The organism is Paenibacillus oralis (assembly GCF_003863965.1).
GTDB classification, from domain to species: domain Bacteria; phylum Bacillota; class Bacilli; order Paenibacillales; family Paenibacillaceae; genus Fontibacillus; species Fontibacillus oralis.
Genome location: NZ_RRCN01000001.1, coordinates 5,869,162 through 5,891,586 on the forward strand (window position 1 = coordinate 5,869,162; position 22,425 = coordinate 5,891,586).

25 protein-coding genes and 1 pseudogene are annotated in these 22,425 nt (G+C 43.2%); 2 read left to right on the top strand and 24 right to left on the bottom strand.

The window, feature by feature from the left end; genetic code table 11:
- Positions 1-8: 8 nt before the first annotated feature.
- The 11 genes from EHV15_RS26160 to EHV15_RS37605 all read right to left on the bottom strand — a co-directional run bounded on the left by EHV15_RS26160 (position 9) and on the right by EHV15_RS37605 (position 12,764).
- The gene (locus tag EHV15_RS26160) at positions 9-977 is read right to left on the bottom strand and encodes a sugar phosphate isomerase/epimerase family protein (protein ID WP_128633812.1); all 969 of its coding nucleotides are present in this window, start codon (positions 975-977) and stop codon (positions 9-11) included.
- A 16-nt stretch (positions 978-993) separates the two neighbouring features.
- Positions 994-1,704, bottom strand: coding sequence for a ThuA domain-containing protein (locus EHV15_RS26165; RefSeq protein ID WP_128633813.1), 711 nt, complete (start codon positions 1,702-1,704; stop codon positions 994-996).
- A gap of 14 nt (positions 1,705-1,718) precedes the next feature.
- Positions 1,719-2,792 (bottom strand): Gfo/Idh/MocA family protein, encoded by a 1,074-nt coding sequence (locus EHV15_RS26170; RefSeq protein WP_128633814.1) that lies wholly within the window; start codon positions 2,790-2,792, stop codon positions 1,719-1,721.
- A gap of 164 nt (positions 2,793-2,956) precedes the next feature.
- Complete coding sequence (locus EHV15_RS26175; RefSeq protein ID WP_128633815.1) at positions 2,957-3,823, bottom strand: AraC family transcriptional regulator; 867 nt, start codon at positions 3,821-3,823, stop codon at positions 2,957-2,959.
- A 215-nt stretch (positions 3,824-4,038) separates the two neighbouring features.
- Positions 4,039-5,427 carry an ABC transporter substrate-binding protein gene (locus EHV15_RS26180; RefSeq protein WP_128633816.1) on the bottom strand — a complete coding sequence of 463 codons (1,389 nt, stop codon included), beginning with the start codon at positions 5,425-5,427 and terminating at the stop codon, positions 4,039-4,041.
- 28 nt (positions 5,428-5,455) lie between these two features.
- Positions 5,456-6,589: an efflux RND transporter periplasmic adaptor subunit gene (locus tag EHV15_RS26185; protein WP_128633817.1), complete on the bottom strand. Its 1,134-nt coding sequence runs from the start codon at positions 6,587-6,589 to the stop codon at positions 5,456-5,458.
- A gap of 34 nt (positions 6,590-6,623) precedes the next feature.
- Entirely contained in the window at positions 6,624-7,445 is an 822-nt protein-coding gene (locus EHV15_RS26190; RefSeq protein WP_128635546.1) for a carbohydrate ABC transporter permease, read from the bottom strand.
- 37 nt (positions 7,446-7,482) lie between these two features.
- Entirely contained in the window at positions 7,483-8,346 is an 864-nt protein-coding gene (locus EHV15_RS26195) for a carbohydrate ABC transporter permease (protein WP_128633818.1), read from the bottom strand.
- Between the two features lie 113 nt (positions 8,347-8,459).
- Complete coding sequence (locus EHV15_RS26200) at positions 8,460-9,947, bottom strand: sensor histidine kinase (RefSeq protein WP_128633819.1); 1,488 nt, start codon at positions 9,945-9,947, stop codon at positions 8,460-8,462.
- Entirely contained in the window at positions 9,944-10,615 is a 672-nt protein-coding gene (locus EHV15_RS26205) for a response regulator transcription factor (RefSeq protein ID WP_128633820.1), read from the bottom strand. Before EHV15_RS26205 ends, EHV15_RS26200 begins: the two co-directional genes overlap by 4 nt.
- Before the next feature lie 610 nt (positions 10,616-11,225).
- On the bottom strand, positions 11,226-12,764 hold the full coding sequence (locus EHV15_RS37605; RefSeq protein ID WP_246061788.1) for a pectinesterase family protein: 1,539 nt from the start codon (positions 12,762-12,764) through the stop codon (positions 11,226-11,228).
- A 238-nt stretch (positions 12,765-13,002) separates the two neighbouring features.
- Here EHV15_RS37605 and EHV15_RS26215 point away from each other — a divergent pair, with 238 nt between their 5' ends.
- Both EHV15_RS26215 and EHV15_RS38435 read left to right on the top strand, forming a co-directional pair.
- Complete coding sequence (locus tag EHV15_RS26215; protein WP_342774091.1) at positions 13,003-13,173, top strand: SDR family oxidoreductase; 171 nt, start codon at positions 13,003-13,005, stop codon at positions 13,171-13,173.
- Positions 13,174-13,186: 13 nt separating this feature from the next.
- Positions 13,187-13,324 (top strand): hypothetical protein, encoded by a 138-nt coding sequence (locus EHV15_RS38435; RefSeq protein ID WP_178075699.1) that lies wholly within the window; start codon positions 13,187-13,189, stop codon positions 13,322-13,324.
- 154 nt (positions 13,325-13,478) lie between these two features.
- On the opposite strand, the gene EHV15_RS26220 is transcribed toward EHV15_RS38435, so the two are convergent.
- The 13 genes and pseudogenes from EHV15_RS26220 to EHV15_RS26275 all read right to left on the bottom strand — a co-directional run bounded on the left by EHV15_RS26220 (position 13,479) and on the right by EHV15_RS26275 (position 22,271).
- Entirely contained in the window at positions 13,479-14,921 is a 1,443-nt protein-coding gene (locus EHV15_RS26220; RefSeq protein ID WP_178075962.1) for a S9 family peptidase, read from the bottom strand.
- A 147-nt stretch (positions 14,922-15,068) separates the two neighbouring features.
- A complete protein-coding gene (locus EHV15_RS26225; RefSeq protein WP_128633822.1) occupies positions 15,069-16,010 on the bottom strand; it encodes a phosphotransferase enzyme family protein in 942 nt (313 codons plus the stop codon).
- A gap of 337 nt (positions 16,011-16,347) precedes the next feature.
- Entirely contained in the window at positions 16,348-16,602 is a 255-nt protein-coding gene (locus EHV15_RS38440; RefSeq protein WP_425464491.1) for a GrpB family protein, read from the bottom strand.
- The gene (locus tag EHV15_RS37045) at positions 16,589-16,717 is read right to left on the bottom strand and encodes a GrpB family protein (protein WP_218571247.1); all 129 of its coding nucleotides are present in this window, start codon (positions 16,715-16,717) and stop codon (positions 16,589-16,591) included. The genes EHV15_RS38440 and EHV15_RS37045 overlap by 14 nt, the downstream gene beginning before the upstream one ends.
- A 301-nt stretch (positions 16,718-17,018) precedes the next feature.
- Complete coding sequence (locus EHV15_RS26235) at positions 17,019-17,474, bottom strand: GNAT family N-acetyltransferase (protein ID WP_128633824.1); 456 nt, start codon at positions 17,472-17,474, stop codon at positions 17,019-17,021.
- Positions 17,475-17,538: 64 nt separating this feature from the next.
- The gene (locus EHV15_RS26240) at positions 17,539-18,072 is read right to left on the bottom strand and encodes a hypothetical protein (protein ID WP_128633825.1); all 534 of its coding nucleotides are present in this window, start codon (positions 18,070-18,072) and stop codon (positions 17,539-17,541) included.
- Positions 18,073-18,117: 45 nt separating this feature from the next.
- Positions 18,118-18,744: a class I SAM-dependent methyltransferase gene (locus EHV15_RS26245; RefSeq protein WP_128633826.1), complete on the bottom strand. Its 627-nt coding sequence runs from the start codon at positions 18,742-18,744 to the stop codon at positions 18,118-18,120.
- Between the two features lie 16 nt (positions 18,745-18,760).
- Entirely contained in the window at positions 18,761-19,084 is a 324-nt protein-coding gene (locus tag EHV15_RS26250; protein WP_128633827.1) for a hypothetical protein, read from the bottom strand.
- A 155-nt stretch (positions 19,085-19,239) separates the two neighbouring features.
- A pseudogene (locus tag EHV15_RS26255) lies at positions 19,240-19,712 on the bottom strand (NUDIX domain-containing protein).
- A 109-nt stretch (positions 19,713-19,821) separates the two neighbouring features.
- Positions 19,822-20,046, bottom strand: a complete 225-nt coding sequence (locus EHV15_RS26260; protein WP_178075963.1) for a DUF5071 domain-containing protein — start codon at positions 20,044-20,046, stop codon at positions 19,822-19,824.
- A gap of 67 nt (positions 20,047-20,113) precedes the next feature.
- Positions 20,114-20,482: a hypothetical protein gene (locus tag EHV15_RS26265; RefSeq protein ID WP_128633829.1), complete on the bottom strand. Its 369-nt coding sequence runs from the start codon at positions 20,480-20,482 to the stop codon at positions 20,114-20,116.
- Positions 20,483-21,081: 599 nt separating this feature from the next.
- Complete coding sequence (locus EHV15_RS26270) at positions 21,082-21,399, bottom strand: hypothetical protein (RefSeq protein ID WP_128633830.1); 318 nt, start codon at positions 21,397-21,399, stop codon at positions 21,082-21,084.
- 89 nt (positions 21,400-21,488) lie between these two features.
- Positions 21,489-22,271 (bottom strand): SDR family oxidoreductase, encoded by a 783-nt coding sequence (locus tag EHV15_RS26275; protein ID WP_128633831.1) that lies wholly within the window; start codon positions 22,269-22,271, stop codon positions 21,489-21,491.
- Positions 22,272-22,425: the final 154 nt, after the last annotated feature.

Consider the following 22,425-nt stretch of genomic DNA (forward strand, 5'->3'; position numbering starts at 1 on the left):
ATGCTCCTTTACGCCCACCACATCGCCGTGGGTTGTTCATGAATCATGATCGATTTCAAGTTGGTAATGGCACGAGTCAACCCTTCGTCAATGGACATTATCGGATCTTCATGCTCAATGCTTAAGACATAGTCATAGCCGTAAACGCGCAATGCGGAAATGATGTCCGACCATACCTTCAAGTCATGGCCACAGCCTACGGAGCGGAAGGTCCATGCGCGAGTCTTCACATTGCCGTAGGGCTGCATGTCCGTTAATCCGTACATATTGATGTTGTCCTGATCCAAATAGGTATCTTTGGCGTGGAAATGGTGGATCGCGCCGGCCTCTCCAAGAATCTTGACGGCAGCCACCGGATCAATCCCTTGCCACCATAAATGGCTGGGATCCAAGTTGCAGCCGATGGCTTTGCCGGTCGCTTCCCGCAATTTCAACATGGTATAAGGCGTATGGGCCAAGAAGCCGCCATGAAGCTCAATTCCGATCTTCACGCCTGCCGCTTCCGCTTCCGTGTTGATCTCCTTCCAGTAAGGGATCAATTTTTGTTCCCATTGATAAGCATAGCTGTCATCATATTCCGTTGGCCAAGGCAACACAGGCCAGTTCACCTGGGTGTCCGATGCATTCCCTCCCGATACGCCGGAGAAACCATTCACAACCGGAACGTTCAGCAAGCTTGCCAATTTGATGGTCTTGCGCAGTAATTCATCCGCTTCCGCAGCCATTTCTTTCACCGGTGAAATCGGGTTGTTATGACAGCTGAGCGCGGAAATTTCCAAGCCTTTGTCCGCTAATTTGGCCAGGTATTCTTTTCTTGCCTCGCTGCTTGCCAGCAATTGATCAATATCCAAATGAGCGTTGCCCGGATAGCCACCGGTACCGATTTCAACCGTTTGCAACCCCTTATTGGCGACTTCCTCAATCATCTCTTCAAAGCTTAAATCGTTAAACAATGGCGTAAATACACCTAGTTTCACCTTCGATCACTCCTTTCTATTTTTCACGCGCTTCATAGTGGCCATAGGCAGGGTACAGGTTTTGGGTTGGCGCGCACCAACGAATACCATTTTTAATGACCTTTTGCACCTTTTCGTTGTAATAGCTCGGATAGGTTTCATGGCCAGGTTGGAAATAAAAGATCTTGCCGTTCCCTCGGCGGTACGTAGAGCCGCTGCGGAAGACTTCTCCCCCGGGGAACCAACTGACAAAGATTAATTCGTCCGGCGCCGGAATATCAAAATGCTCGCCATACATCTCCTCTTGTTCCAATTCGATGAAATCGCCAATCCCCTCAACAATCGGATGGCTCGGGTTGACATTCCAAATGCGGCAAGGTTTGCCGTCTTCCCGCCACTTCAAATCGCAAGAAGTGCCCATTAATTTTTTGAAGATTTTCGAGAAATGTCCCGAGTGCAGCACAACTAGCCCCATGCCTTCAAGAACACGCTTATGCACGCGTTCCACGATTTCATCCTGAACTTCATCATGGGCCATATGTCCCCACCAAATCAAGACATCGGTCTCCTCCAATGCCTCTTCCGTCAATCCATGCTCCGGTTCATCTAAAGTCGCAGTTTTTACCTTAAACTGATCTTCGGACAAGAACTTCGCCAGTTGTCCATGAATCCCCTCCGGGTACATCTCCTGGACAGCTTTGTCGGTTTTCTCATGACGAAATTCGTTCCATACGGTGACTTGAATCATTGATATACCTCCTCCTAGAGATATACCGGCTCGCCGGTCTTCGAAGATTTATAAAGCGCCTCTAAAATTTCAGTAACCACCAAGGCTTCCTCCGGTTTCACTACAGGTTCAGTATCATGGAGGATGGCACTTACCCAAGATTTCGCTTCAAGAATTTCCGGTCTCTCGCCGGCGCCATCGTAGAAGTCGACACCGCCCGTTTGCAATTCGATTTTCTTCTCATACAGTAAGCTGTGGTCTTCGCCATTGATGGTCAAACCATTGTTCATATCGGCGCCCGCTTTGGTTCCGCACAGAGTGGTTTTGGCTTCTTTGACATCCAAGCTATTTAAGGCCCAGCTGGATTCCAGGAAGATCGTGGCGCCGTTTTCCATCACAATAAAACCGAAAGCGGAGTCTTCTACGGTGAATTTCTCAGGATCCCAAGGTCCCCAAGCATTGGCGGCATTGGGGGTTTGGGATAATTCATGGTACGTTTTCCCCACCACGTATTTGGGTTTGTAATTGTTCATCATCCAGAGCGTCAGGTCCAGGGCGTGCGTGCCGATATCAATCAATGGACCTCCGCCTTGGGCTTCTTCATCCAGAAAAACGCCCCATGTCGGCACTGCACGACGACGAATCGCATGCGCTTTTCCGAAATAAATCTCTCCCAATCCGCCTTCTTTGCAAAATTCATGCAAATATCTCGAATCGGTCCGGAACCGGTTTTGATAACCGATCGTCAACTTTTTGCCGGTGCGCTTGGACGCTTCAATCATGCTTCTGGCTTCTTCGGAGGTTTTCGCCATCGGTTTTTCACACATCACATGACAATCCGCTTCCATGGCGGCAATGGATAATTTGGCATGAGAAGAGTTAGGCGTACAGACATGAACCACATCCAAATCGGTACTCGCTAACATTTTCTTGTAATCATCAAAAACCTGCGCATCTTGGGTGCCGAATTTTTCTTTTGCTTCTTCTGCGCGTTCCACGATGATATCGCAAAATGCCACCATTTCTACTTCTTCAACCTGCGAAAGCGCCGGCATATGTTTGCCATTTGCAATCCCGCCGCATCCGATAATTCCAACTTTTAATTTCATAATCCGCCTCCTGAAAACGTTTCTATTTGTCGAATTCATTATAGCCAAATCCGCAGCCGCTTTCTTCCCGCTTTTCCCGCAAAAAATTCCCGAATATTGCGCCGTCATGGATGCACTAAAAAAGAGGCCTAAACAAAAACTTCTTGTTTAAAGCCCCTTTAGCATCAGTTGTTACTTAAATTCTTCCGGTACTGCAGCGGCGATTGTCCAACCGCTTCCTTAAACACGTGATGGAAAGTTTTCACGCTGGCAAAGCCGGCCTTTTCAGCAACTTCAACCATTGGGATCATTTCGTTCGCCAAAATAAACTTGGCCTGATTAATCCGATATTCCGTCAAGAACTGCATAAACGTTTGTCCCGTATTGGTTTTGAAGAAACGAGTAAAGTAGTAAGGGCTGAAGCCCACGAATTTGGCAACATCCTCCACCGCAATGACTTCCCGGTACCGATCTTCCACATATTCAAATACTTGATTGAGCAGATCTAAAGTTTCTTTATGTTGAATGGCAGATCGTTTGACCGGCGCTTTTCTTTCTTTGCGCCGAGGCAAATGCAAATAGAATTCTCCAATCAATTGATACAGATAACCTAGTGTCAAATAATTCATGCCAGCGGGTTTGCTCTCTTCGATCCCATAAAGATGAACCAACAGTTCCGTGGCCTTCCGAGCCAGCGTCTTAGGCCAATTGCGGCTATGCGGTTCCCCCGATTCAAAGAGACTTAACAAAGAGTCTTCTGAAGCGCGTAAAATTTTCTCATCAAACAGCTTCAGGTTAAACTGAAAGACATAACGTTCACTGTCCGGGGAAGCCAAGAAATAATGCGCTTCTCCGCTTGGGAAGAAGAAGATTTCCCCTTCCTCCAGTTGAACGATATCTTCATCAATGCCGATGTTTACCTTGCCTTTTCGGGAATAGATGATTTCAATTTCTTTATGCCAATGAGGATAGACAATCGTCATGCCGTCATTTAAAAACGTTCTAAACGGGATAGAATCCTCAAACTCCGGGATTTCCAGATAATTACTCATAACCAATTGACTCCCTATATGTCGGATAAGCTGCTGCTAATTATATAATAACGGGAAAATCGAAGAAATGCAGCAGCGGAGTCTTTAACGAATTTTCACTGCGCATTAAACATATACCGCGGTTACAGTCAGAGAGATGGAGTCCCCTATTTGCTGTATCTAAGAGATAGCTGCCTCTATTTGAATGACCTAGGTTGGTCTACTCACCTATAAAATTATTCGTTCAAGTAGAGCTGGGTACGATTCTGAATCGTTGCGGCCACTTCCTCGGCTGATTTCTTGCCTTCAAAAAATGCGCTAGATTCTTCCTCTATGATGCTCATGAAGCGTGGGTCGCTGTCCAAAAACCGTCCTGGTTTTTCAACAAATTGTGTGATTTTCTGTATCGTTCCCTCATCTACAACAGATCGATCTGTATTTGGATCGCTTTTTTGATCCCCGCCCATGGCTTGAGTTTGGACTGAAGAATTTTTCAACTGATTCGTCAACACTGAGGTCAACACTGTTTTATTGATCGGAAAGGCCATAAACAGGGCCGGGTGAGATTGCATTTCTTCAGAGATCAAATATTTCATGAAATCCCACGCTTCTTGTTTAACAGCCGACTTCTCATTGATCGCCAACATCAGGTTTGATGAAAATACCAAACCATTCTTATCGCCGCTGGATGGCAGATTCAAGATTTGGCGATTGGTTTGCAAGGCCTGATACAACATGACCGGCGCATAATACGTTTCATCCCGGAATAGATCCCGGTCTTCAATCAGCTTATCGTAATCCTGCGATAAAAGCCCATTATCATACATGTCCCGCACATTGTTTAATAGCTGGATAAACGATGGAGAATCAAACTTTGCCTGTTTGGCCGTTTGATCGACATATTGATTAAATTCGCCCAGTACCATCTTGGAAAGAAGGCTGGATGGCGACACGGCTCCCATAACTCCGAATGTGCTGTCCTTTTCTGCCATCTCCTTGCCTTTGTTCAGCAGGTCGTTCCACGTCCAATTTGCTTCATCCACTTGTAAATCTGAGGGACCCAGTCCGCTTGTTAGCGTGTGAATCCAGAATACGATCGGCATGGCAACCAGCTTGCCTTCATGCTTCACCGCATCAAGCACATTGGTGTAATAATCCTGAATGGCAAAGTTTTGATCGTTCTTCATGAGTTCGCCGATGTCCGCAAGCAAATTCTTATCCGCATACTGGCCGTAATTCAGATTGCTCACTGAAATCAGATCAGGCCCTTTGCCTGACATTAACTCCGTATTCATCGTATTTCGGTAGGTTTCCAATTCCGCAGGATTGATATCTCCTCCAATATGAAGCGCCTGTCCGGGGGCTCTGTCCGGAGTAGTCAAATATTCCTTAATCACGATATCAATATCCGGATGGGCCTGTTCGTAAGTCTGAGCCGCTTGATCCAGCCAGCCATTAGGATCTTTTTGCAACACGGAAAGGGTCACAACGGTTTTCCCATCTTTCGTCGTGGACGCACCTTTATTTTCATTTCCATTTTTCCCAATTTCACCACCGGAACTATTGCATGCTGTCAGGGAGACGCATACCATAAGTGCCACGATTCCTAAAAGCCATTTTTTCATTGCTGATAACTCCTCTCATTTTCAACGTTCACCATCTCACTTGATCTCCTTCATTTAACGGCTCGCTGCTTTCCATGACGATCCGTTCCTCACCTATTAAGCCGTTTAGTACAACCTGCTTCGACGCGTCTGTTTCTCCCAACGTTACATATCGTTTTTGAATCGTAAATTGATTGCCAAGCGGTCCTTTCTTTTCATCCACAACATAGAGATATTTTCCCTGATTGTCGGTATGCACCACATCCTTTGGAATCGTTAGTTCGGCTCGGCCGGACTTTTTCTCCCATTTAATCCCTACACGTTCACCTCCCTTTAAGTCGGTTTGATTTACAGTAAAAGTAAGTTTTTTGCCTGAAACAGGGTCATTTGCCGCCGATCCGCCTGCCTCTGCATTCCGTTCGCCGGCATCTTCTATCTTGTCCAAGGTGGCCTGAACGGTCTGCCCTGTATTTCCATTGACGTACAACGGCACCTCCTCACCGATCTCCAGATGGCTTGCAAGTTCCGCATCGACTGTCAACTCCCACATCAATCCTTGGCTCAAGTCGGCGATTTGTACGGCTGGCTGACCCGGATTGGACGCCGTACCCAATGTGGCTTTGACCTCAGTGACCACACCATCAACCGGTGAAACAAGGCTGGCTTGCGAATCATTTTTTTCTTCCATCGTACGGATCTTCCGTTCCTGTATCTCGATATCCAGCTTCAGGTTTTCCATGTCGATTCGGGCATTACACAAGGTCGACTCGTCCCCGGTTTGAATCGTCAGTTTGTAGTTTTCTTGCATTTGTTCAAGACGAAGTTGCTGTTGCTTTAATCGGTTTTTCTCATCAAGCAAAGCGTTACGGGCCGCAGAGGCATCAAGTTTAACCAAAACCTGGCCCTTCGCGACCGGATCCCCAACCTCCACCTCGATTTGCTTCACATTCCAGCCGGACGGATCATATACCGGTACAACGTTCCGATGGAGCAGCGTGCCCTCGCCTTCAATGGTGAAGGTTAATGCTTGAAAACTTGGCGTATCCGTTTTGACTTTAGGCAACGTGATTTGCTGAATCGTGTTTGAAAAGAAGGTGACGAGCAACAGCAGTCCGAAAAAGAGCGCCGCGGCCCATCTTACTTTCTTTTTTCGATTCATTTGGGAATGTTCAACGCCTTCCATACCTCATCCCTCTCTTTCCTAATTTCGGGGTGTTTTAGCCCTTGACCCCGGATAACTGAATCCCCTCGATCAGGTCATTTTCTGCGTACAAAAAAATAAACAACATCGGCAGCATATACAGCACGGCAGCCGCGAAAGCAAGACCGAACTCTCCCTCATTGATTTGGGCCAAATAGATAGACAACGGGCGCATGTAGGCATCATGTAAAAAGATCAGCGGTTGTTCTACCATATTCCAGTAATCAATGAAAACAAGAATCGTAAGTGCGGCTATACCTGGCTTGGACATCGGTATAATAATGCGGGTAAAGATGGTCCAGTATCCCGCTCCGTCCATTTGGGCGGCCTCCAGATATGTGCGGGGAATGCCGATCATAAATTGGCGAACCAGGAATACGCCAAAGGCCGAGAAGATGCCGGGAAGAATAATGGATAATCGGCTATCCAGTAAACCGAGCCAATCCATCGCCAGATAATTCGGAACCAATGTGACTTGAAAAGGCATCAGCATCGTGATGATATAAAGAAAAAACAAGCTGTCCCTGCCCAAAAAAGAGAACTGGGAGAAAGCAAAAGCGGCCATGGCAGCAACTGCGACTTGTCCGAGGACAATCGGAACGACAAGCAGGACGGAATTCCAAAACATGATCAGAAATTGCAGGCGATCAAAGAGCAGAGTCTTGTATTGCTCCAGGCTGACCCAATCCGGGATCCACTTCAACTGGAGGTATTCGTTTGCAGTAGCTCCCAGACTGTAATTAAATTGGATTTCCGCTTCGGTCATCAATGAATTGCTTAGGGTAAAGTAAAGCGGAATGAGCATAAGGATCGCCAGGACGACCAGAATCACAGTCATAACGATGGTTGATAATGAGACTCTCACCAGGCCCTCCTTAGTTCGTGTGGAATTTTCGTTCAAAATGAAACAATATCGTCACCATGATGACAATCATCGCAGCCATTAAAAAGGAAGCCGCTGTCAGCTTCTGATAATCCAACGCCTGAAACATATTGTTCATATAGTGCTGTAGCATATAGATGCTTTCATGGGGATAATCGCCTGCAATCAGGTACGTTTCCCGGAACACCTTAAACGAACCGACAATCGACATAATCAAGACAAAGAAATTAGTTGGCGTAAGACAAACCAGCGTAATCGAAGTGAATCTCCGGATCGGTCCCGCCCCATCCAGACTCGCCGCTTCGTAGTACTCTGCAGGGATATTTTGCAACCCGGCTAAAAACAGGATCATATTGTAGCCCAGCGTCTTCCACAAATAGATCAGCAGGACAACGGCTCTTGCCCAGGAGGTATTCATCCAGTCAATCGGCGCGTGCCCCCATGAGGTCCAAATCGAATTTATTGCGCCCTGCATATCAAACAATAAATGCCAAACAACGATGATCGATGCGACGGGAACAACAAGCGGCATGACATAAGCTGCACGAAGCCAATTACGCAGGGGCAATTTTCGGTTAAGCATGAGCGCAAGTCCCAGTGAGATGACCATCACTAAAGGCACTCCCGTTAGCGTGAAAATCGCGGTATTATTAGCTGCTTTACGAAAAGATGCGCTTTGCAGCAGTTGCACGTAATTATCCAACCCGACAAATGATCCGTTCGTAGGGCTGTCAACCAGCGAATAATAGAATCCCACAAGGAAAGGCACGAGATAAAATATCGCAAAGCCGATCAGACTTGGTGCCAAAAACAATAGGACAGCGAGTTGTTCTGAACGCAGCCGTTTCCGTTTCATGTTCTTCTTTCCCCTTTCTCCTGCAAGGATACCTACCCGATATGAAGTTGATGTGAATAACGAATGAAGGGCATTTGAAGAATTCTAGGAAAATAAAAAAAGAGCCCTGGCATTTATGCCAAAGGCTCGCTCTGCGGCAGAAGAACAACAAATTCAACCCCATTGCTCTGATTGGATAAGGTATAGGTGGCTTGATGGACATCCAGCACTTTTTTGACGATATAGAGTCCTAAACCGCTCCCCCCCGTTTGACGGCTTCTTGATTTGTCTATCCGATAGAAAGCTTCAAATAACTTGGGAATTTCCCCTTCGTCCAGATGGACGCCTGTATTCAGCACACTCAGTTTAGCATACCGGCCATCCGCAGACAGATGAACAACGATACCTTCTCCCTTCGGGGTATAGTGTGCGGCATTGCCGATAATATTGGAGATCGCCTTCGCAAGCAATTGCGTATCCCCAACCACCGCGACAGATCTGGGAACACGAACCTCAAGGGCAATTTCGTTCAGTTCGCAATAGTATTGAATCGGTTCTATGATTTCATCAAGCAACTTGGACAGGCTCACTATCGTCCGCTGGGGCTGAAAGCTATCACTTTCCAGCCTGGAAATCTCAAGAATTTCATAAACCAGCTTTTCCATCTGCTTGACGATCCGATGCGATTGCGCCAGATACTTACCGCGATCCCTATAGGGCCCGACTTGGTGAATCATAGCCTCCAATTGTCCAGATATTGCCGTAAGCGGCGTCTTCAATTCGTGGGAAATCGTTGCGACAAACTCCCTCCGTATGGCTTCCATTTCTTCTTTGCGCTGAATGTCGCTTTTCAACTGGGCATTGGCTTCCGTTAGTTCCTGCATCGAATGCTGTAAGTTAATGGAGAGTTTATTTAAGGAATGTGAAATTTCACCAATTTCATCCTCCGAAGCGTAGCTGGAACGTTCAGAAAAATCCAACAGTGCCATCCTCTTGGCCACCTTGCTCATTTGAACCAACGGCCGTGCGAAAAAATGCGAATAGACGTACGCACCTCCAACGGCAATCACAAAAATGATGACCATCATATAAGGAGCCAATTTCAGAACCATATTAGCCGCCTCATCAATAGGCTGCAAAGAAGCGAAGACCGACATCGAATAGCCGCCCTCCCGTTCATGCCCCGGCAAGCTCAAGTCATTATGAATAATCATTTCTGCATCATCATTAGTAGTTGACGACCTCTCATCGCCTGGAAATTCCATCGATAGCTGCAAGTGTGCAGGATCTAACTGGCCTTCCATCTCATCTCGTTCCAGAGGAAGCGGCTCCGCTACTGTAATCGTAGGAAATATAATCCGGCCTGTCGCATCCTTTACGATGACGCCGGCATTGTACGTCATGGAAAAAGCTCTGATTCGCTCTTTCCCCGCTTCCCAATCCCCTTGCGGATAGTTTTGCAATAGTTCCGCCAGACCATGATTCAAATCGCTTTTCTTTTGCTGCAAATAAAACGAGGGCAAGATAAAATAAAGCGTAAAATACATGATGCATGAAAGTAGGATCAGCACGGAACTTGTCACCATAAATATTTTGAAGGAAACGCTCTTATGTCTTTTCATCCTGATTTCCCCTCAATCAGATAACCCACTCCTTTAATCGTTTGGATATACGGTACGCCAATTTTCTTGCGTATGTTTTTGATATGGGCATCGACCAAACGATGATCGCCAAAGAAATCATACCCCCATACGCGGTCCAGAATCATCTCACGCGTAATGGTTCTCCCGGCATTTTCGATTAAATAGGCAAGAATCGTAAATTCCTTCAACGTCATTTCAATGAGCGTCTCATCCAGGTAAACTTTATAACTTTCGCAATCCAGACGAAGACGATCATACACTAAATCTTTGGACTGCTGAGCGGGATGGGCTCGTCGAAGAACAGCCTCGACTCGTTTGACAAGCACATTAAAGGAAAACGGCTTCGCCAGATAATCATCCGCTTCCAATTCAAAGGCATGAAGCTGATCCTTCTCTTCACTTAAAGCAGTTAGGATAATAATGGGCGTCGTACTTTGCTGGCGTATCATCTTGCATACGGAATAGCCATCCATATTGGGGAGCATCACATCCAGGAGAACGAGGTTGAAATTCCCGTTTTTAAACTTCTGATACCCTTCCGCTCCATCATTGGCCGTCTCTACCTCGTACCCCTGCGCTTTGAGGTATTCACGAATTAATTCCTGAATAAATGGGTCATCTTCGATGACAAGAATCGATTCGGGCAACTGAACTCACCTTCCTTCATTACCCGCTTGTTTTTTCCCATCATACTATGTTTTTATGAATTTCATATGAAAATTAAGGACTTTTGTAGCGAACAACGTTGTACGTTCCCCTGTAGTTCTTACTCATGACTAAAGTCGCGAGTTTGCGAAAACTCGTTATCAATTCTAGGTATACCTATTTTTACCATCACTTTTTTTGAAGGTTCATTCATATCGGCCGTAAAACTATAAATTTCATCAAAACCTAAGGTGTTGAATCCGTATTGTAAACAGGCTGCTGCCCCCTGAACGAAAGGGATAATCGTGCAAGGCAGCATGCAGGGACACCGAGACACGAACGCTATAGACAGCCATTCCAGAGCCAGAGTAATTTAACAGGTCCTCACAGTTCTATGTTTTTAATATTGCGTTGATCCTCGCATGATTGTCTGTCTGAGTTCACCCCATTGTTTAATATCTTCGGACAGACCAAGGAACAGCGAAGCCTGCACGCTGCGTGAATACAGTGTTACCTAAACCATTGTTCTTATAAAACTATGAATTGAATCCGAAATAAAAATCTTAAAATGGACCACTGTACGTGCAGTGGCCCATCAAACTTCAATATTTTTTACTCATGGGTCGGATCCCATCCGTCGCTTCCAGCCAAGACTGACTGTGTATTTATATTCGCGGCTGCAGAAGCGCTCAATTGATGCGCCCAGCTTACTCTTCGAGATGTTGCAGCCCCCGGACCGCTGTTTCCGTATTCACCAAAACGCGCTGTGCTCTGGTTAGCGCTGTTGCCCCAATCGTTCCATCCGGCAGGTTTAATATGCGTATCCATCCAAGAATACAGATAGGTTACTGAGGCATATGGCCGCCAAGGACGTCCTAAGTCCACGGCATCAGCCAGTGAATTGGCCCTTGTCAGGCTGCTGTTAATGAAAACAAAGCCGTAAGGGGTTGCCTGATCGGTCGACGCCGCTGTGACGTAACCGCCGCTTACACTTTTGATTTCACAATTCTCAAACACCGTGGTCCCGCCGCCAAAAATAAAATCTACCGTACCTTCCACATAAGAATCACGAAAATAGTGTCTCCCGCTTTTGACGTATAAAGTATCCTGGTTGCCAAGCACCCGGACATTGCGGAATACAGCTCTGTCTCCGGAAACATAAAGGGCGACGGCCTGACCGGCATCTTTACCGGCAGTATTCCGGATCGTGATGTTTTCAGCAATGAAATCGTTTCCTTTTACGAACATGCTGGCGCTATTCGTTGTACTTCCCGCAGTGCTTGTGGAATCGTCATAAGTCAATATCGTATTGTCAGCGCTTTCACCAATCAGCTTAATAAATGGCTTATTAGACGGGAAAATAAGCTTTTCTTTATAAATCCCTTTTTTAACATAAATTATTTTTGGGGATGAGTTATTTGCAGGTACCGCATCAATGGCAGCCTGAACCGTTTTATAGATGCCGGCACCTCCATTAGGATCGACAACAAGGGCTCCGGACGCGATGCCTGAAGCTACGGGGGAAATCAGAATATCATCAAGATAATGTGATCCGGCGCTGGTATTAGGCGTATACGATTGAAAACCGTCAATCATACTTACTGCATTATAGAATGGCGTACCGCTTGCTTTGATCACTCCATTGACGTAGACATCCGCTTTGTCGGTTGACGGGTCGGCCACAATGCGTATGCTGTACCATTTGTTCGCCTCATAGCCGCTAAGAAGCGTCACATAAGTGTCACCAGCGTTTCTATAAGACAGGTTGCCGCCAATGGTTTCGATCGACACCGCTGGAGTATCCCCGCTTAACAGCCTCATTACTTTAGCGCTGTTTTTCAATGATGGCTGCATAAATTTGAACGCTGCATCTACTTTGCCGGTTTGAGCGGTGAAGCTTTTTTTCAAGCTGACCAGGGCAGTTGTACTGGTGTCATTCAAATATACGCTTTTGTTGGAGGAGCTGGGAACCGCCGCTGCCCGGACCGTTCCTCCTTCTTCCGAGATCGTAAATCCGCTTGGCTTGGCATTGACCGTCACATTGTTAAAGTTGGCATCAACCATCGGAACAGCAGCTTCTGCATGACCTGCTGGAATCCCTGCGAGAATTGCGGCGAATGCGGCAACAGCAAGAACTGAGAATAATTTCATAAGCAATCGTCTCCTTTATTTGCGAATTTTAACAATAAAGATACTGATTCAAAATATCCATTATTCCTCCTTTCAGAAGTTCAGCGATATGCTTTCATCCACTCTTCTCTATTATAGGTTATATATCCATATATTTGTATATAATCCAGTTTATCTATTTCCACCAATTTCATATTGTGTGAGATTCAAAGATATTATAGGGGAATTTTAGGTGATAGCCATGTTGAAAACCGTTAAAGTGCCCCCAAGGACTGGTCAAGTCGCAAAGTGGGGAGAAAAAAATCCGATGGGACGTGCGGGCCAACCCTCCGAGATCGCGCCCGCATATGTATTTCTGGCCTCGGATGACTCATCGTATATTTCCGGGCAATTTATTGATGCCACAGGCGGCGTTGTTGTAAATAGCTAAGGAGGTCCGCTTCGTGAAAATTGAAAAAATCGAAACCTTTCCGCTCTTCTATCGTCTTCCCAAGCCATATGGCGACGCCAATGGGATGAAACCGTACCATTGGCCGGCGGTGAGAATATGGAAACAACCGCTGCGTTCATTCCCTTTTTGACCCAGCATGCCCCTGATTTTCTCACCCCCGACCCGCTTCATCATTGTGTTTTTAATACATTTCCTGCCCCATGGGCGGTGTCCACCGCAGCCATCAGATCGGCATAATCATGATTTCCCCAGTCCCCCCGGATCGCATCAGCAAGTTCCTGACCTTAACCCATACTTCCTCGAGGATTCGCAAAGATAACTGCAAATCCGTTCGATGCAAGCAATTGAAACTCAAAGAAGAAGACATATCCGTACATGGCTGAAGGTCCGCCGTGAATTTGTAAGATACCCGGATGCTCTTCCCCCGTAGAATAAGGCGGATGAAGAATCCAACCTTCTTCTTCCGGGCCGCCTGGCGAGCGGAAGGTAAATCGAGTCGGCCGCGCAAGCTTGACATGATCCAGCCAATCACGGTTCACTCTCGTAAGTCGCCGCTGGTTAACGGACTCCCCATTGATTTCGCCCACCCAAATATCGTTAGGAAGCGTAGAGGCGGTCACGGCCATAGCTGCCCTGCGCGCGCCGAAACTGAAACTAAGGTTATAGATGACCCGTTCACCGTGTGTGAGTTGTTTCCCCTGCCCATCTGGAACGGAAAAACGCCAGAGGTGAACCGTCCCATTTGCACTGACGTTCATTAAGATCGATTTCCCGTCCGAGGACCAGTGAGGCGTTACGCCCGGCTGCTCAATCCCGAGGAAATCTTTAAGCGCATAATCGCCAACCGGATACTTGAACCCTGCGGTAAGTTCCCTTGGCTCTCCCCCTTCCAACGGAACAATCCATATCCCCCGGTTGGTATAATATCCCGATTTTCGGTCATGACCTATATAGGCAATGAACCTCCCATCTGGCGACCATGACGGATAATTAGCGGGCCCTGCACCTCGAGTCAGCCGGCGTGCCACCCCTCCACCGGATGGGATGACCCAAATATCATTGACTAAATCCAATTCAGTTCTTTCCGAGATTCGGTTGCCGGCTACCGCTATAAAAAGACCGTCAGGAGACCACGCCGGGGAAGAAAAATTATAGTTGCCAAAAGTCAATTGTTGAAATACGCCTCTCCCTGGACCTTTGACTTGAACAGTGAACAAATGCCAGTTCTTATTTACGAGAAATCCTACGCTATCCAACTTGTACCGGAGTTGGTTCACGACCAATACATTTTTGGAAAATCGTTCTCTTGGATTAAGCGCTTGCTCCTCCTCTCTTTCCTTGTCACCCGCGCTTAAACGAATGATACAGGCGATTGTTCGGCCATCAGGACTCCATACCGGTACACCGGCAACGTTTCCTAAATGGGAAAACAGCTGCGGTTCTTCTCCGGTGTTGTGCATGATCCATCGTTGCCGCGATCCCGATCGGCTGGAAATGAAAGAAATCAATTGTCCGTCAGGAGACCAACGTGGGGCATAGTCTAACTCTGATCCTGAAGTAAGGGGGCGGGGTTCATCGTTACCGGAGGTGCTTGCGACCCAGATGCGACTCTTATACTTGTTCGTGTTGCGATCCATGATCGATTCTACGTAGGCAACTCTCGAACCGTCCGGCGAGATTTGCGGATCATTCACGGCCCTCAGGTTGAAAAGATCCTCTGAAATCAAACGCCTTCCATATCTCATATAAATCCTCAATTCGAGACTTTTATTAGTTTTGCCTCCAGCATATGCCTAACTGGGAGTAGGGGTTCATATTTCCCCGCTAAACGTGCAATGTGCTTATGCTTGTATTGCAGACCATATGTCTTCCTGTTATACTAATGATTTTCCTAAATATGTATCCTGATTTACTATTGTTTGTTTCATCTCTTCTAGGTACTTCATTTGTTGTCTATTCAACTGATCTATTTGCAGGAAATGATGATGATAAACGAATGAATATACGTGCCTAAAATTAATAAAAAAATCTACATGCTTCACTATTTCTCCTACTGAATTTTCCTTGGAGTATCCCTCAATAAATGATTCAAAAAATTGGGACGCAAATTTGTCCCTTTCACTTTTGTCTTTAATGATTTGCGAAGCATGATAAATAGCGATAGCAATATCGTATGCAAACCAATTGAATTCACTGTCTCCGAAATCAATATATGTAATTTCATTATTATTGTATAGAAAATTATGATGATGCAAATCACCATGTATAATTTCATATAATTCTTTAGAACAACTCATCGATTTAATAGCTTGAAGATATTTCTCCCATTTTTCTTCAATCTTGGAATCCAAAGAGTTCATATTCACCTGATAAATCTTATGCTCATTCCATTCTGGTCGTTTATACTTACCTTTGTACATCTTCGATAGGAAATGCATCCTCCCCATCCCCATACCCCATTGCCTAAACAATTTGTCGTTCCAGTCTTCACCACAAGGATCAATATGAACTCCCTTAGCCTTCTCGTAAGCAACAAAAAAGAGATTGTCTGTCAGATTATTAACATAGGATTCTCCATTTATTAATTTAGGAATCGTCACACTAACTCCATTTGCCTTCAGATATTGAGTCCATTCAATTTCAGACAAAATTTCTTCTTCAGAATCAAACATTTTATTAAAAATTTTAATAATCATCGGCACTTCCGAAGAGATTTCGTAAACGTTATCAAAATATCCACCAAGTAAATGGATATCCGTTTCATGGTAGTTCAAAAAATCAAGAATTTGATTTACGACTGATTTTTCAATCCTCATTGAATTTCTCCCCCTAATTGCCAATGCATATGAAATTCAGCTAACGTTTTGTATTCACAAAACGCCCCAGCCTAGATCCTCTAATACTGTGTTATCCCAAGCATGCTTGAATCAGTTTATAAAAGAAAAACATCATGGTTTTGCTCACATTACTGAGTCCCTGATGTCTTTTTAAGTCATATTTAGTTAATCTTCTTGCCTGATGTAAAATAGTATTAGTTCAATTCTTTCAGTGTTGAATGCGGTGTTATCGGAAGTCTTCGTCTTTCTGAGATACCTTCAAATCGATCTTATACTCTTTCATGACCTTATTTACAAATTGAGTTTTTCCTTCTGTCTAGGCTTGCCGGTTATCTCTATATATAGTTGCAAGTTTTTTCTTTATCTCTGCATATTCATCTACAAGATGAGTATGCTGTCTTAATATATCTCTAAACACTATGTGTTTGATAAATGCTTCACTTTCTTGAGTGCACACATAAAGGTGATGTTCTGCATTTGGTTGGTTGTCTGGATTATAAGGAACTCTACCATCTCTTCTTCCAAATGCTTCCCTGCCCTCGACCCCCAAATTTCCTTCATGGTCCGACATGCTGAATATCAATTATTAAATATCCTAGTTGTTTTTTCAAAATCAAAGCCAGTTCCTCAAACATGCTAGGCCAATAATAATTGTAATCCTCGATGATTACTGGTTTTGTATCCATCTCTGATTCTCCTTACAATAATATGTATTTACGGAGATTTCCGATAACGTTTTTGTATTCACGAAAGTAGTGAAGTTGTATTCAGGAGATATTATACAAAGATTATTAAGACCTAGATGACCGTAATATCACCTAACATCATATTCACGCGTCGGGCCAGCAAGCTGTCCCTTCCTGGTCGCCGAGGGATTTTGAGGAAGCGGATTCAGGCGACAACACTGTGAACCTATCCGCATCGCGGCCGCCCATTGAGGCTAAAGGTTCTCAGGCCTGTGCCATTTTTGACTAACCTCAAATTAAATTAATCCATTATTGATTTCTCAAAAATATACATATCCTCTTCTTCCCTGACCTTAGTAAACCCGCATTTAGTATAAAAATGGTGATTTCTCACACTCCATTTTGGTGTGTCTAACCACCATTTAGGGTAGTCTAAATAAATGGTTTCTATCTCTTTCATTACTTTCATTCCAATCCCCTGATTCTGATATTTCGGATCTATAAAAATCCTTCCTAAATTAAGAACTCCGTTAGTTCCCAAGAGAATTATTGCCCCTCCAATTATTTTTCCATCTTTGAGAACTTTATAGTAGTCTCCGTATACCATCATATCCTCTTGCCAACTTATAGAATCATATCCAGGAGGTCTACCTATTTCACTATTATTAAATTGCTTAGATTCTTCATCAAAACTTGCCTTCTGAATTTCAGCCAGTTTTTTAGCATCAGCCTTTAATGCCTTTTCAATTATCATCATAAAACTACCTCCCAATATGAGAGTTTTTAGTATCTTACACAGGCTTCGCCGCGTGGATATAATGTTATCCGAAGTTCAATTCCCCTTGAGTTAACCATTCATCTCTTGATATAACTTTATAATCAAATTTGGGATTATTTTCTGGATCACCTATTTTAATAAAAGCAGCATATTGATATTTCAATGTTTCTTCAGTAATATATGCTTTTAGTTTATCTATATCATATTGTTCAAGTTGCTCTGAAACATTCATCTTCTTAACTTCAACAACCAATAAATTTTCGGCAAAATTTCTTCGATGAACTATAATATCAGGATAGACTGATCTACGCCCAGATATAATATCTTCATTATTATCTATTTTGCCTTTTAGTCCTTTAACAAGCTTATTGATTACATCTATTTTCTTCGTGTCCCCAAGGTTTCTATTATACTCAACATCGATATCCCACCCTTCATAAAACACTTCTCCCAAATGAATTGCTAGCCGATGAGTTATCGATCTTTCATGGGAATTATTAGAGATAATTACATGGTCAAAATAGTAAAGTCTTTTTAATGCATTTTTCAGTCTATTCTCAATGAATGTTTTATTCATTTTCTCACCTCTAATTGAATTTCGGCTAACGTTTTTGTCGAAAAACTAACTCAACTTTACAATGATATACCTTAACGCATACTCTTTTGTTTGGTTGTCTTTGTAATATAATGTCTCTATTGTTGATCCGGTTTCAATAATATCAAACTCTATAAAATGACTCCTTAAATCCTCTTCACTAAAGAAATGTGCATATTTATTAGCCTTATATTCGTAGGTACCTTCTTCCAATGGTCTGCCTATCCCATTATTTCGGTCTTCATCCGAGAAACAAGTAAAGTACATTAGTCCGGGATGGTTCAATTGCTTCATGCAATTCTGTATTAATTTATTTCGATCTTGCTGTAAGAATAGATGTAATAAATCAAAGCAATAGATTGCATCATATTTCTTGCTAACTTCTAAATCACTCAAAATAGATCCTTGAATAAAATTTGTGTTCTGATCCCAATGTAAAGCAATTTGAATCGCATCATTCGATAATTCAATTCCATCCACTTGAAAAATTGAGGAAAAAGCTTTTGTGTTTCTTCCATAGCCTGATCCAGGAACTAAAACGGTTTTAACATGATATTTCCTAAATATATCGAGAGCTTGGTATGCTGTGGGGCTTGGTTCACTCCCCCATATCATACCTTCTTCTCGATACCTCTTCTCCCAATAATCTTCCACTTCGATCACCCTTAATTTATTTTTTTCGGTGTTTAAACCTAATTGTCATGTGTTCTATTATCTCTCTCATATAAGGGGTTACCGAAAAACAATTCTTTAAATTATTCTCTTCTTCTAGTGCCCAATATATGATTTTATTTTTATGTATTTTATAGTCTTCAAGTAGATAATATCTGATCTTACCCCATATATCCCCCGGTGAATTTCCTTCCGATAAATAATCTTGAGAAAAAGGACCTAAGTCAGGTAGGCATAATTTAATATTAAGGTTTTCTATAGCATCTTTTGTTAAATACTTAGGACTGTTATCGGCAATTTCATCTAACGTTCTTGTATTCACGAACCCGAGAGACTTAAGGCGCAAACGCACCGGGTCCCATGGACTTAGCCTCGCAGGTTACCTGCCTTACCTCACTTCTCCCATAACATCAGGCAGATCAAGGGGCTTGCCGCAGCGTAGATACGGTGTTATACGACTTAATTGACTTATTCAAATCATTTAGCAAAATGCGCTTTTTCTTCCTGACTTGAACTGAATATGTAATCTGGGTACTTGTTTGCGATCAGTGGTATTTGGTCTTCGGTAAAGAACTTGAGATCCTTCATTTCTTCATTATCTGAGTGTAACTGTCCATCCTTGATCTTGCATTCAAATACAATAGTTAAGTATTCGACTTGGTGACCGTTACCATAAGTAAATCTTTGTTCTTCCCGCCATATACCCCTATGATTCGCTCAGGTTCAATATCAAGCCCTGTCTCTTCAGATGCTTCTCTGACCATAGCTTGAGCAGGGGTTTCTCCAATCTCAATTGCGCCAGCAATTAAGCCCCAGTTCTCTTCGTTGTGTTTTCTTCCGAAAAGGATCTCTCCTTGTTCATTTCTAATAATGCCAGCTACACACGGCATAAAGATAAGTTGATTCCCAATTTTCTCTCGTAGGTTTTTATAATATTCTGACATCCCCATATAAAACGCCTCCTTCATCCTCAGTTATGTCGTATATTCACGAAACAACCCAGCCTTAGATAGCTTCTATCCAAGGCTGGGTCATTTGTTGTCTGAGCTTCTTCCATGATTATACACCTGACAACCCAAGTGTGGTAGCCTGCAACGTGAATACTGTGTTATCAAAAGTAAATACAATATTTTCTATGTCTTGAGCAATTGGCCAATTCATATCCTGCAGCCATTCAAGCAATTCAGGTAATATGGGCTTTATTTCCTCGAGTGTTTTTGTTTTTAATTGCTCTACTCTTTCATAATCTTGCTTATGTTTTGGAATTAATTCGCGAATATTCACACGGATTCACCTAAATCCTTTAATGAATTTTGGGTTTTAAATTGTGCGAGTATCGAAATGCCTAGGGCTATAAAAAATGCTTCCTCGCAAGATCCCATTTCAAAAATAAATTAATATCTCCTATTGCGTCTAAGATAGTTCCTTTATGCTCTTTATTTTCTCTAAGTTCTCTTAATATTATGGGTTTTACTAGTCTCTTATCTAATTGTCCTTTCGTCCTTGAAATATGCGCTAGACCAAAAATAGCACTTGCTCTCACCCTCGCGTTATTATGTTGAGCAAGGTTTAGACATATGTCTTGAGCCACTTTCCAGTTGTGGTGATAAAGTCCAACTGATAAAGGCAAGTAAATAAGCTCTTCAAGTTCATTTCGTTTAAGTTTATCTTTTATTTCTTCATCAGATAAAGCTTCAATATGTTTATAAACCCGCTTCATTGACCTGCTCCCTTTTGGGTTTGTTTAGATGCATTTGGCTGATTTCGTCTAACGTTCCCTTGTTCACAACGCCAAAAGGCTTATGATCACGAAATAGCCGGCTGCGTATGCGGAGCTAGTCCTAGCAGGTGTATTCGCCTGATTTTACTCCCCTGCATTTCTCATCGGCGAACCAAGGAGCCGTTAGGCTCTGCCTGTAAATATAATGTTATCCGAAGTTCAATTCCTCTTGAGTTAACCATTCATCTCTTGATATAACATTATAATCAAATTTGGGATTATTTTCTGGACCACCTATTTTAATAAAAGTAGCGTATTGTTTCTTCAGTAATATATGCTTTTAGTTTATCTATATCATATTGTTCAAGCTGCTCTGAAACATTCATCTTTTTAACTTCAACAACCAATAAATTATCGGCAGAATTTCTTCGATGAACTATAATATCTGGATAAACTGATTTACGCCCTGATATAATATCTTCATTATTATCTATTTTGCTTTTTAGTCTTAAAAATATTGGCCTTCTTCCCCAGTAGAACGAGCATTATTTGAAGAAGCTCAGACAACAAAATACGATGTTAGGTGATGTCCTTCGCATCTATGAATCTGCTAAATATTCATGTTTATATTCCTTATACAAGTCATTTAATTTCCGTACTATTATTTCAATTTTGTTGTAAAAATTCTCTTTATATTCTTCAACTATGTAAGCTACTCCGAATCCATACCACTCATAGGCATTTAAAATAAGTTGTTCGACTTCATTCATCCTACTACTAATCATTAATAAAAGTACTTGCCCCGTCAACGAATCATGCACGTATTCTGGAGTGCCATTTTTTACTAAACCAACAGGAGCTAATTCATTAATTACTCTTCTTACTAAGAAAAAATATTTCGAATATTCGCTTTTCAAATATCACTTAATGTTCTGGCATTCACGACGCCTCACTGGCTTGCACCGGCCCGTTGCAAGAACACGGTGTTATACGATAGAAATACAGACTATCCTCTCTGGAATCCACCTTCCGAGTGAATGATTTGTCCCGTTACCCATTCAGCTTCTTCACTGGCAAGGAAGGAAACTAAACGGGCTGCATCTTGAGGTAATCCAACTCTTCCCATCGGAGATTTAGTCAAAATATACGCTTTGATCTCATCATTCATCCACCCCGTATCAGTTGGACCAGGATTCACCGCGTTAACAGTAATACCTTTAGATGCAACTTCAGCGGATAATGTTAAAGTAAAGGCATCTATCGCACCTTTTGTGGATGCATACGCTATATTTCCTGCCATCGGCCCTAGCGATTGTCCCGACGTTAGATTTATTATTCTACCTCCTTTAGAACGGTCGAAACGACGGGCAAATTCTGCACTTAATAACAGCGTTCCTTGGATATTAACCTGATAATGTTTAGTAAGGTTCTCAACGGATAAATCCTCATAACTGACATCAACGGAATAGGTCGCATTATTGATTAAAATTGAAGGCTTCCCAAGCTTTTCTTCAACGGTATTCATCAAATTCACAGGTGAATTTGAGTCTGAAAGGTCAATTTCAAGCTTCTCACAACGTACTCCGTATTTTTGTATCTTTTCTTGCAAAATACTGGGTTCATGCGAGTTCATCCCCCATGGCATTTCCAAATCATAGGAACTCCAATATGTAAAGAATACATCAACACCTTTGTTTGCGAGTTCTTTACATATCGCTGCTCCAATACCATTGAGCCTTGACGCTCCAGTTACTATAGCTATTTTATTATTACTAGACAATTCTGACATCTATGTAGACTCTCCTTTTTTGTTTTTCCAGTAATTGCGTATAACATTTATGCATTCACGAACCCTCTCCGACTTAAGGGCCGAAGAACCTGCCTCTATGCGGTTAGTCGATGCGGATGTGTCCGGCTGACTGGCTCCCTTGATACTCCTGGCA

Coding starts and splice junctions, on each gene's coding strand:
- EHV15_RS26165 (WP_128633813.1), bottom strand. CDS start 1,704: ATGATTCAAGTCACCGTATGGAACGAATTTCGTCATGAGAAAACCGAC.
- EHV15_RS26170 (WP_128633814.1), bottom strand. CDS start 2,792: ATGAAATTAAAAGTTGGAATTATCGGATGCGGCGGGATTGCAAATGGC.
- EHV15_RS26200 (WP_128633819.1), bottom strand. CDS start 9,947: ATGAAAAGACATAAGAGCGTTTCCTTCAAAATATTTATGGTGACAAGT.
- EHV15_RS26190 (WP_128635546.1), bottom strand. CDS start 7,445: ATGACTGTGATTCTGGTCGTCCTGGCGATCCTTATGCTCATTCCGCTT.
- EHV15_RS26175 (WP_128633815.1), bottom strand. CDS start 3,823: ATGAGTAATTATCTGGAAATCCCGGAGTTTGAGGATTCTATCCCGTTT.
- EHV15_RS26235 (WP_128633824.1), bottom strand. CDS start 17,474: ATGATGATAATTGAAAAGGCATTAAAGGCTGATGCTAAAAAACTGGCT.
- EHV15_RS26265 (WP_128633829.1), bottom strand. CDS start 20,482: ATGAAGCGGGTTTATAAACATATTGAAGCTTTATCTGATGAAGAAATA.
- EHV15_RS26275 (WP_128633831.1), bottom strand. CDS start 22,271: ATGTCAGAATTGTCTAGTAATAATAAAATAGCTATAGTAACTGGAGCG.
- EHV15_RS26225 (WP_128633822.1), bottom strand. CDS start 16,010: ATGAGGATTGAAAAATCAGTCGTAAATCAAATTCTTGATTTTTTGAAC.
- EHV15_RS37045 (WP_218571247.1), bottom strand. CDS start 16,717: ATGGATACAAAACCAGTAATCATCGAGGATTACAATTATTATTGGCCT.
- EHV15_RS26240 (WP_128633825.1), bottom strand. CDS start 18,072: ATGAATAAAACATTCATTGAGAATAGACTGAAAAATGCATTAAAAAGA.
- EHV15_RS26185 (WP_128633817.1), bottom strand. CDS start 6,589: ATGGAAGGCGTTGAACATTCCCAAATGAATCGAAAAAAGAAAGTAAGA.
- EHV15_RS26195 (WP_128633818.1), bottom strand. CDS start 8,346: ATGAAACGGAAACGGCTGCGTTCAGAACAACTCGCTGTCCTATTGTTT.
- EHV15_RS26180 (WP_128633816.1), bottom strand. CDS start 5,427: ATGAAAAAATGGCTTTTAGGAATCGTGGCACTTATGGTATGCGTCTCC.
- EHV15_RS37605 (WP_246061788.1), bottom strand. CDS start 12,764: ATGAAATTATTCTCAGTTCTTGCTGTTGCCGCATTCGCCGCAATTCTC.
- EHV15_RS38440 (WP_425464491.1), bottom strand. CDS start 16,602: ATGTCGGACCATGAAGGAAATTTGGGGGTCGAGGGCAGGGAAGCATTT.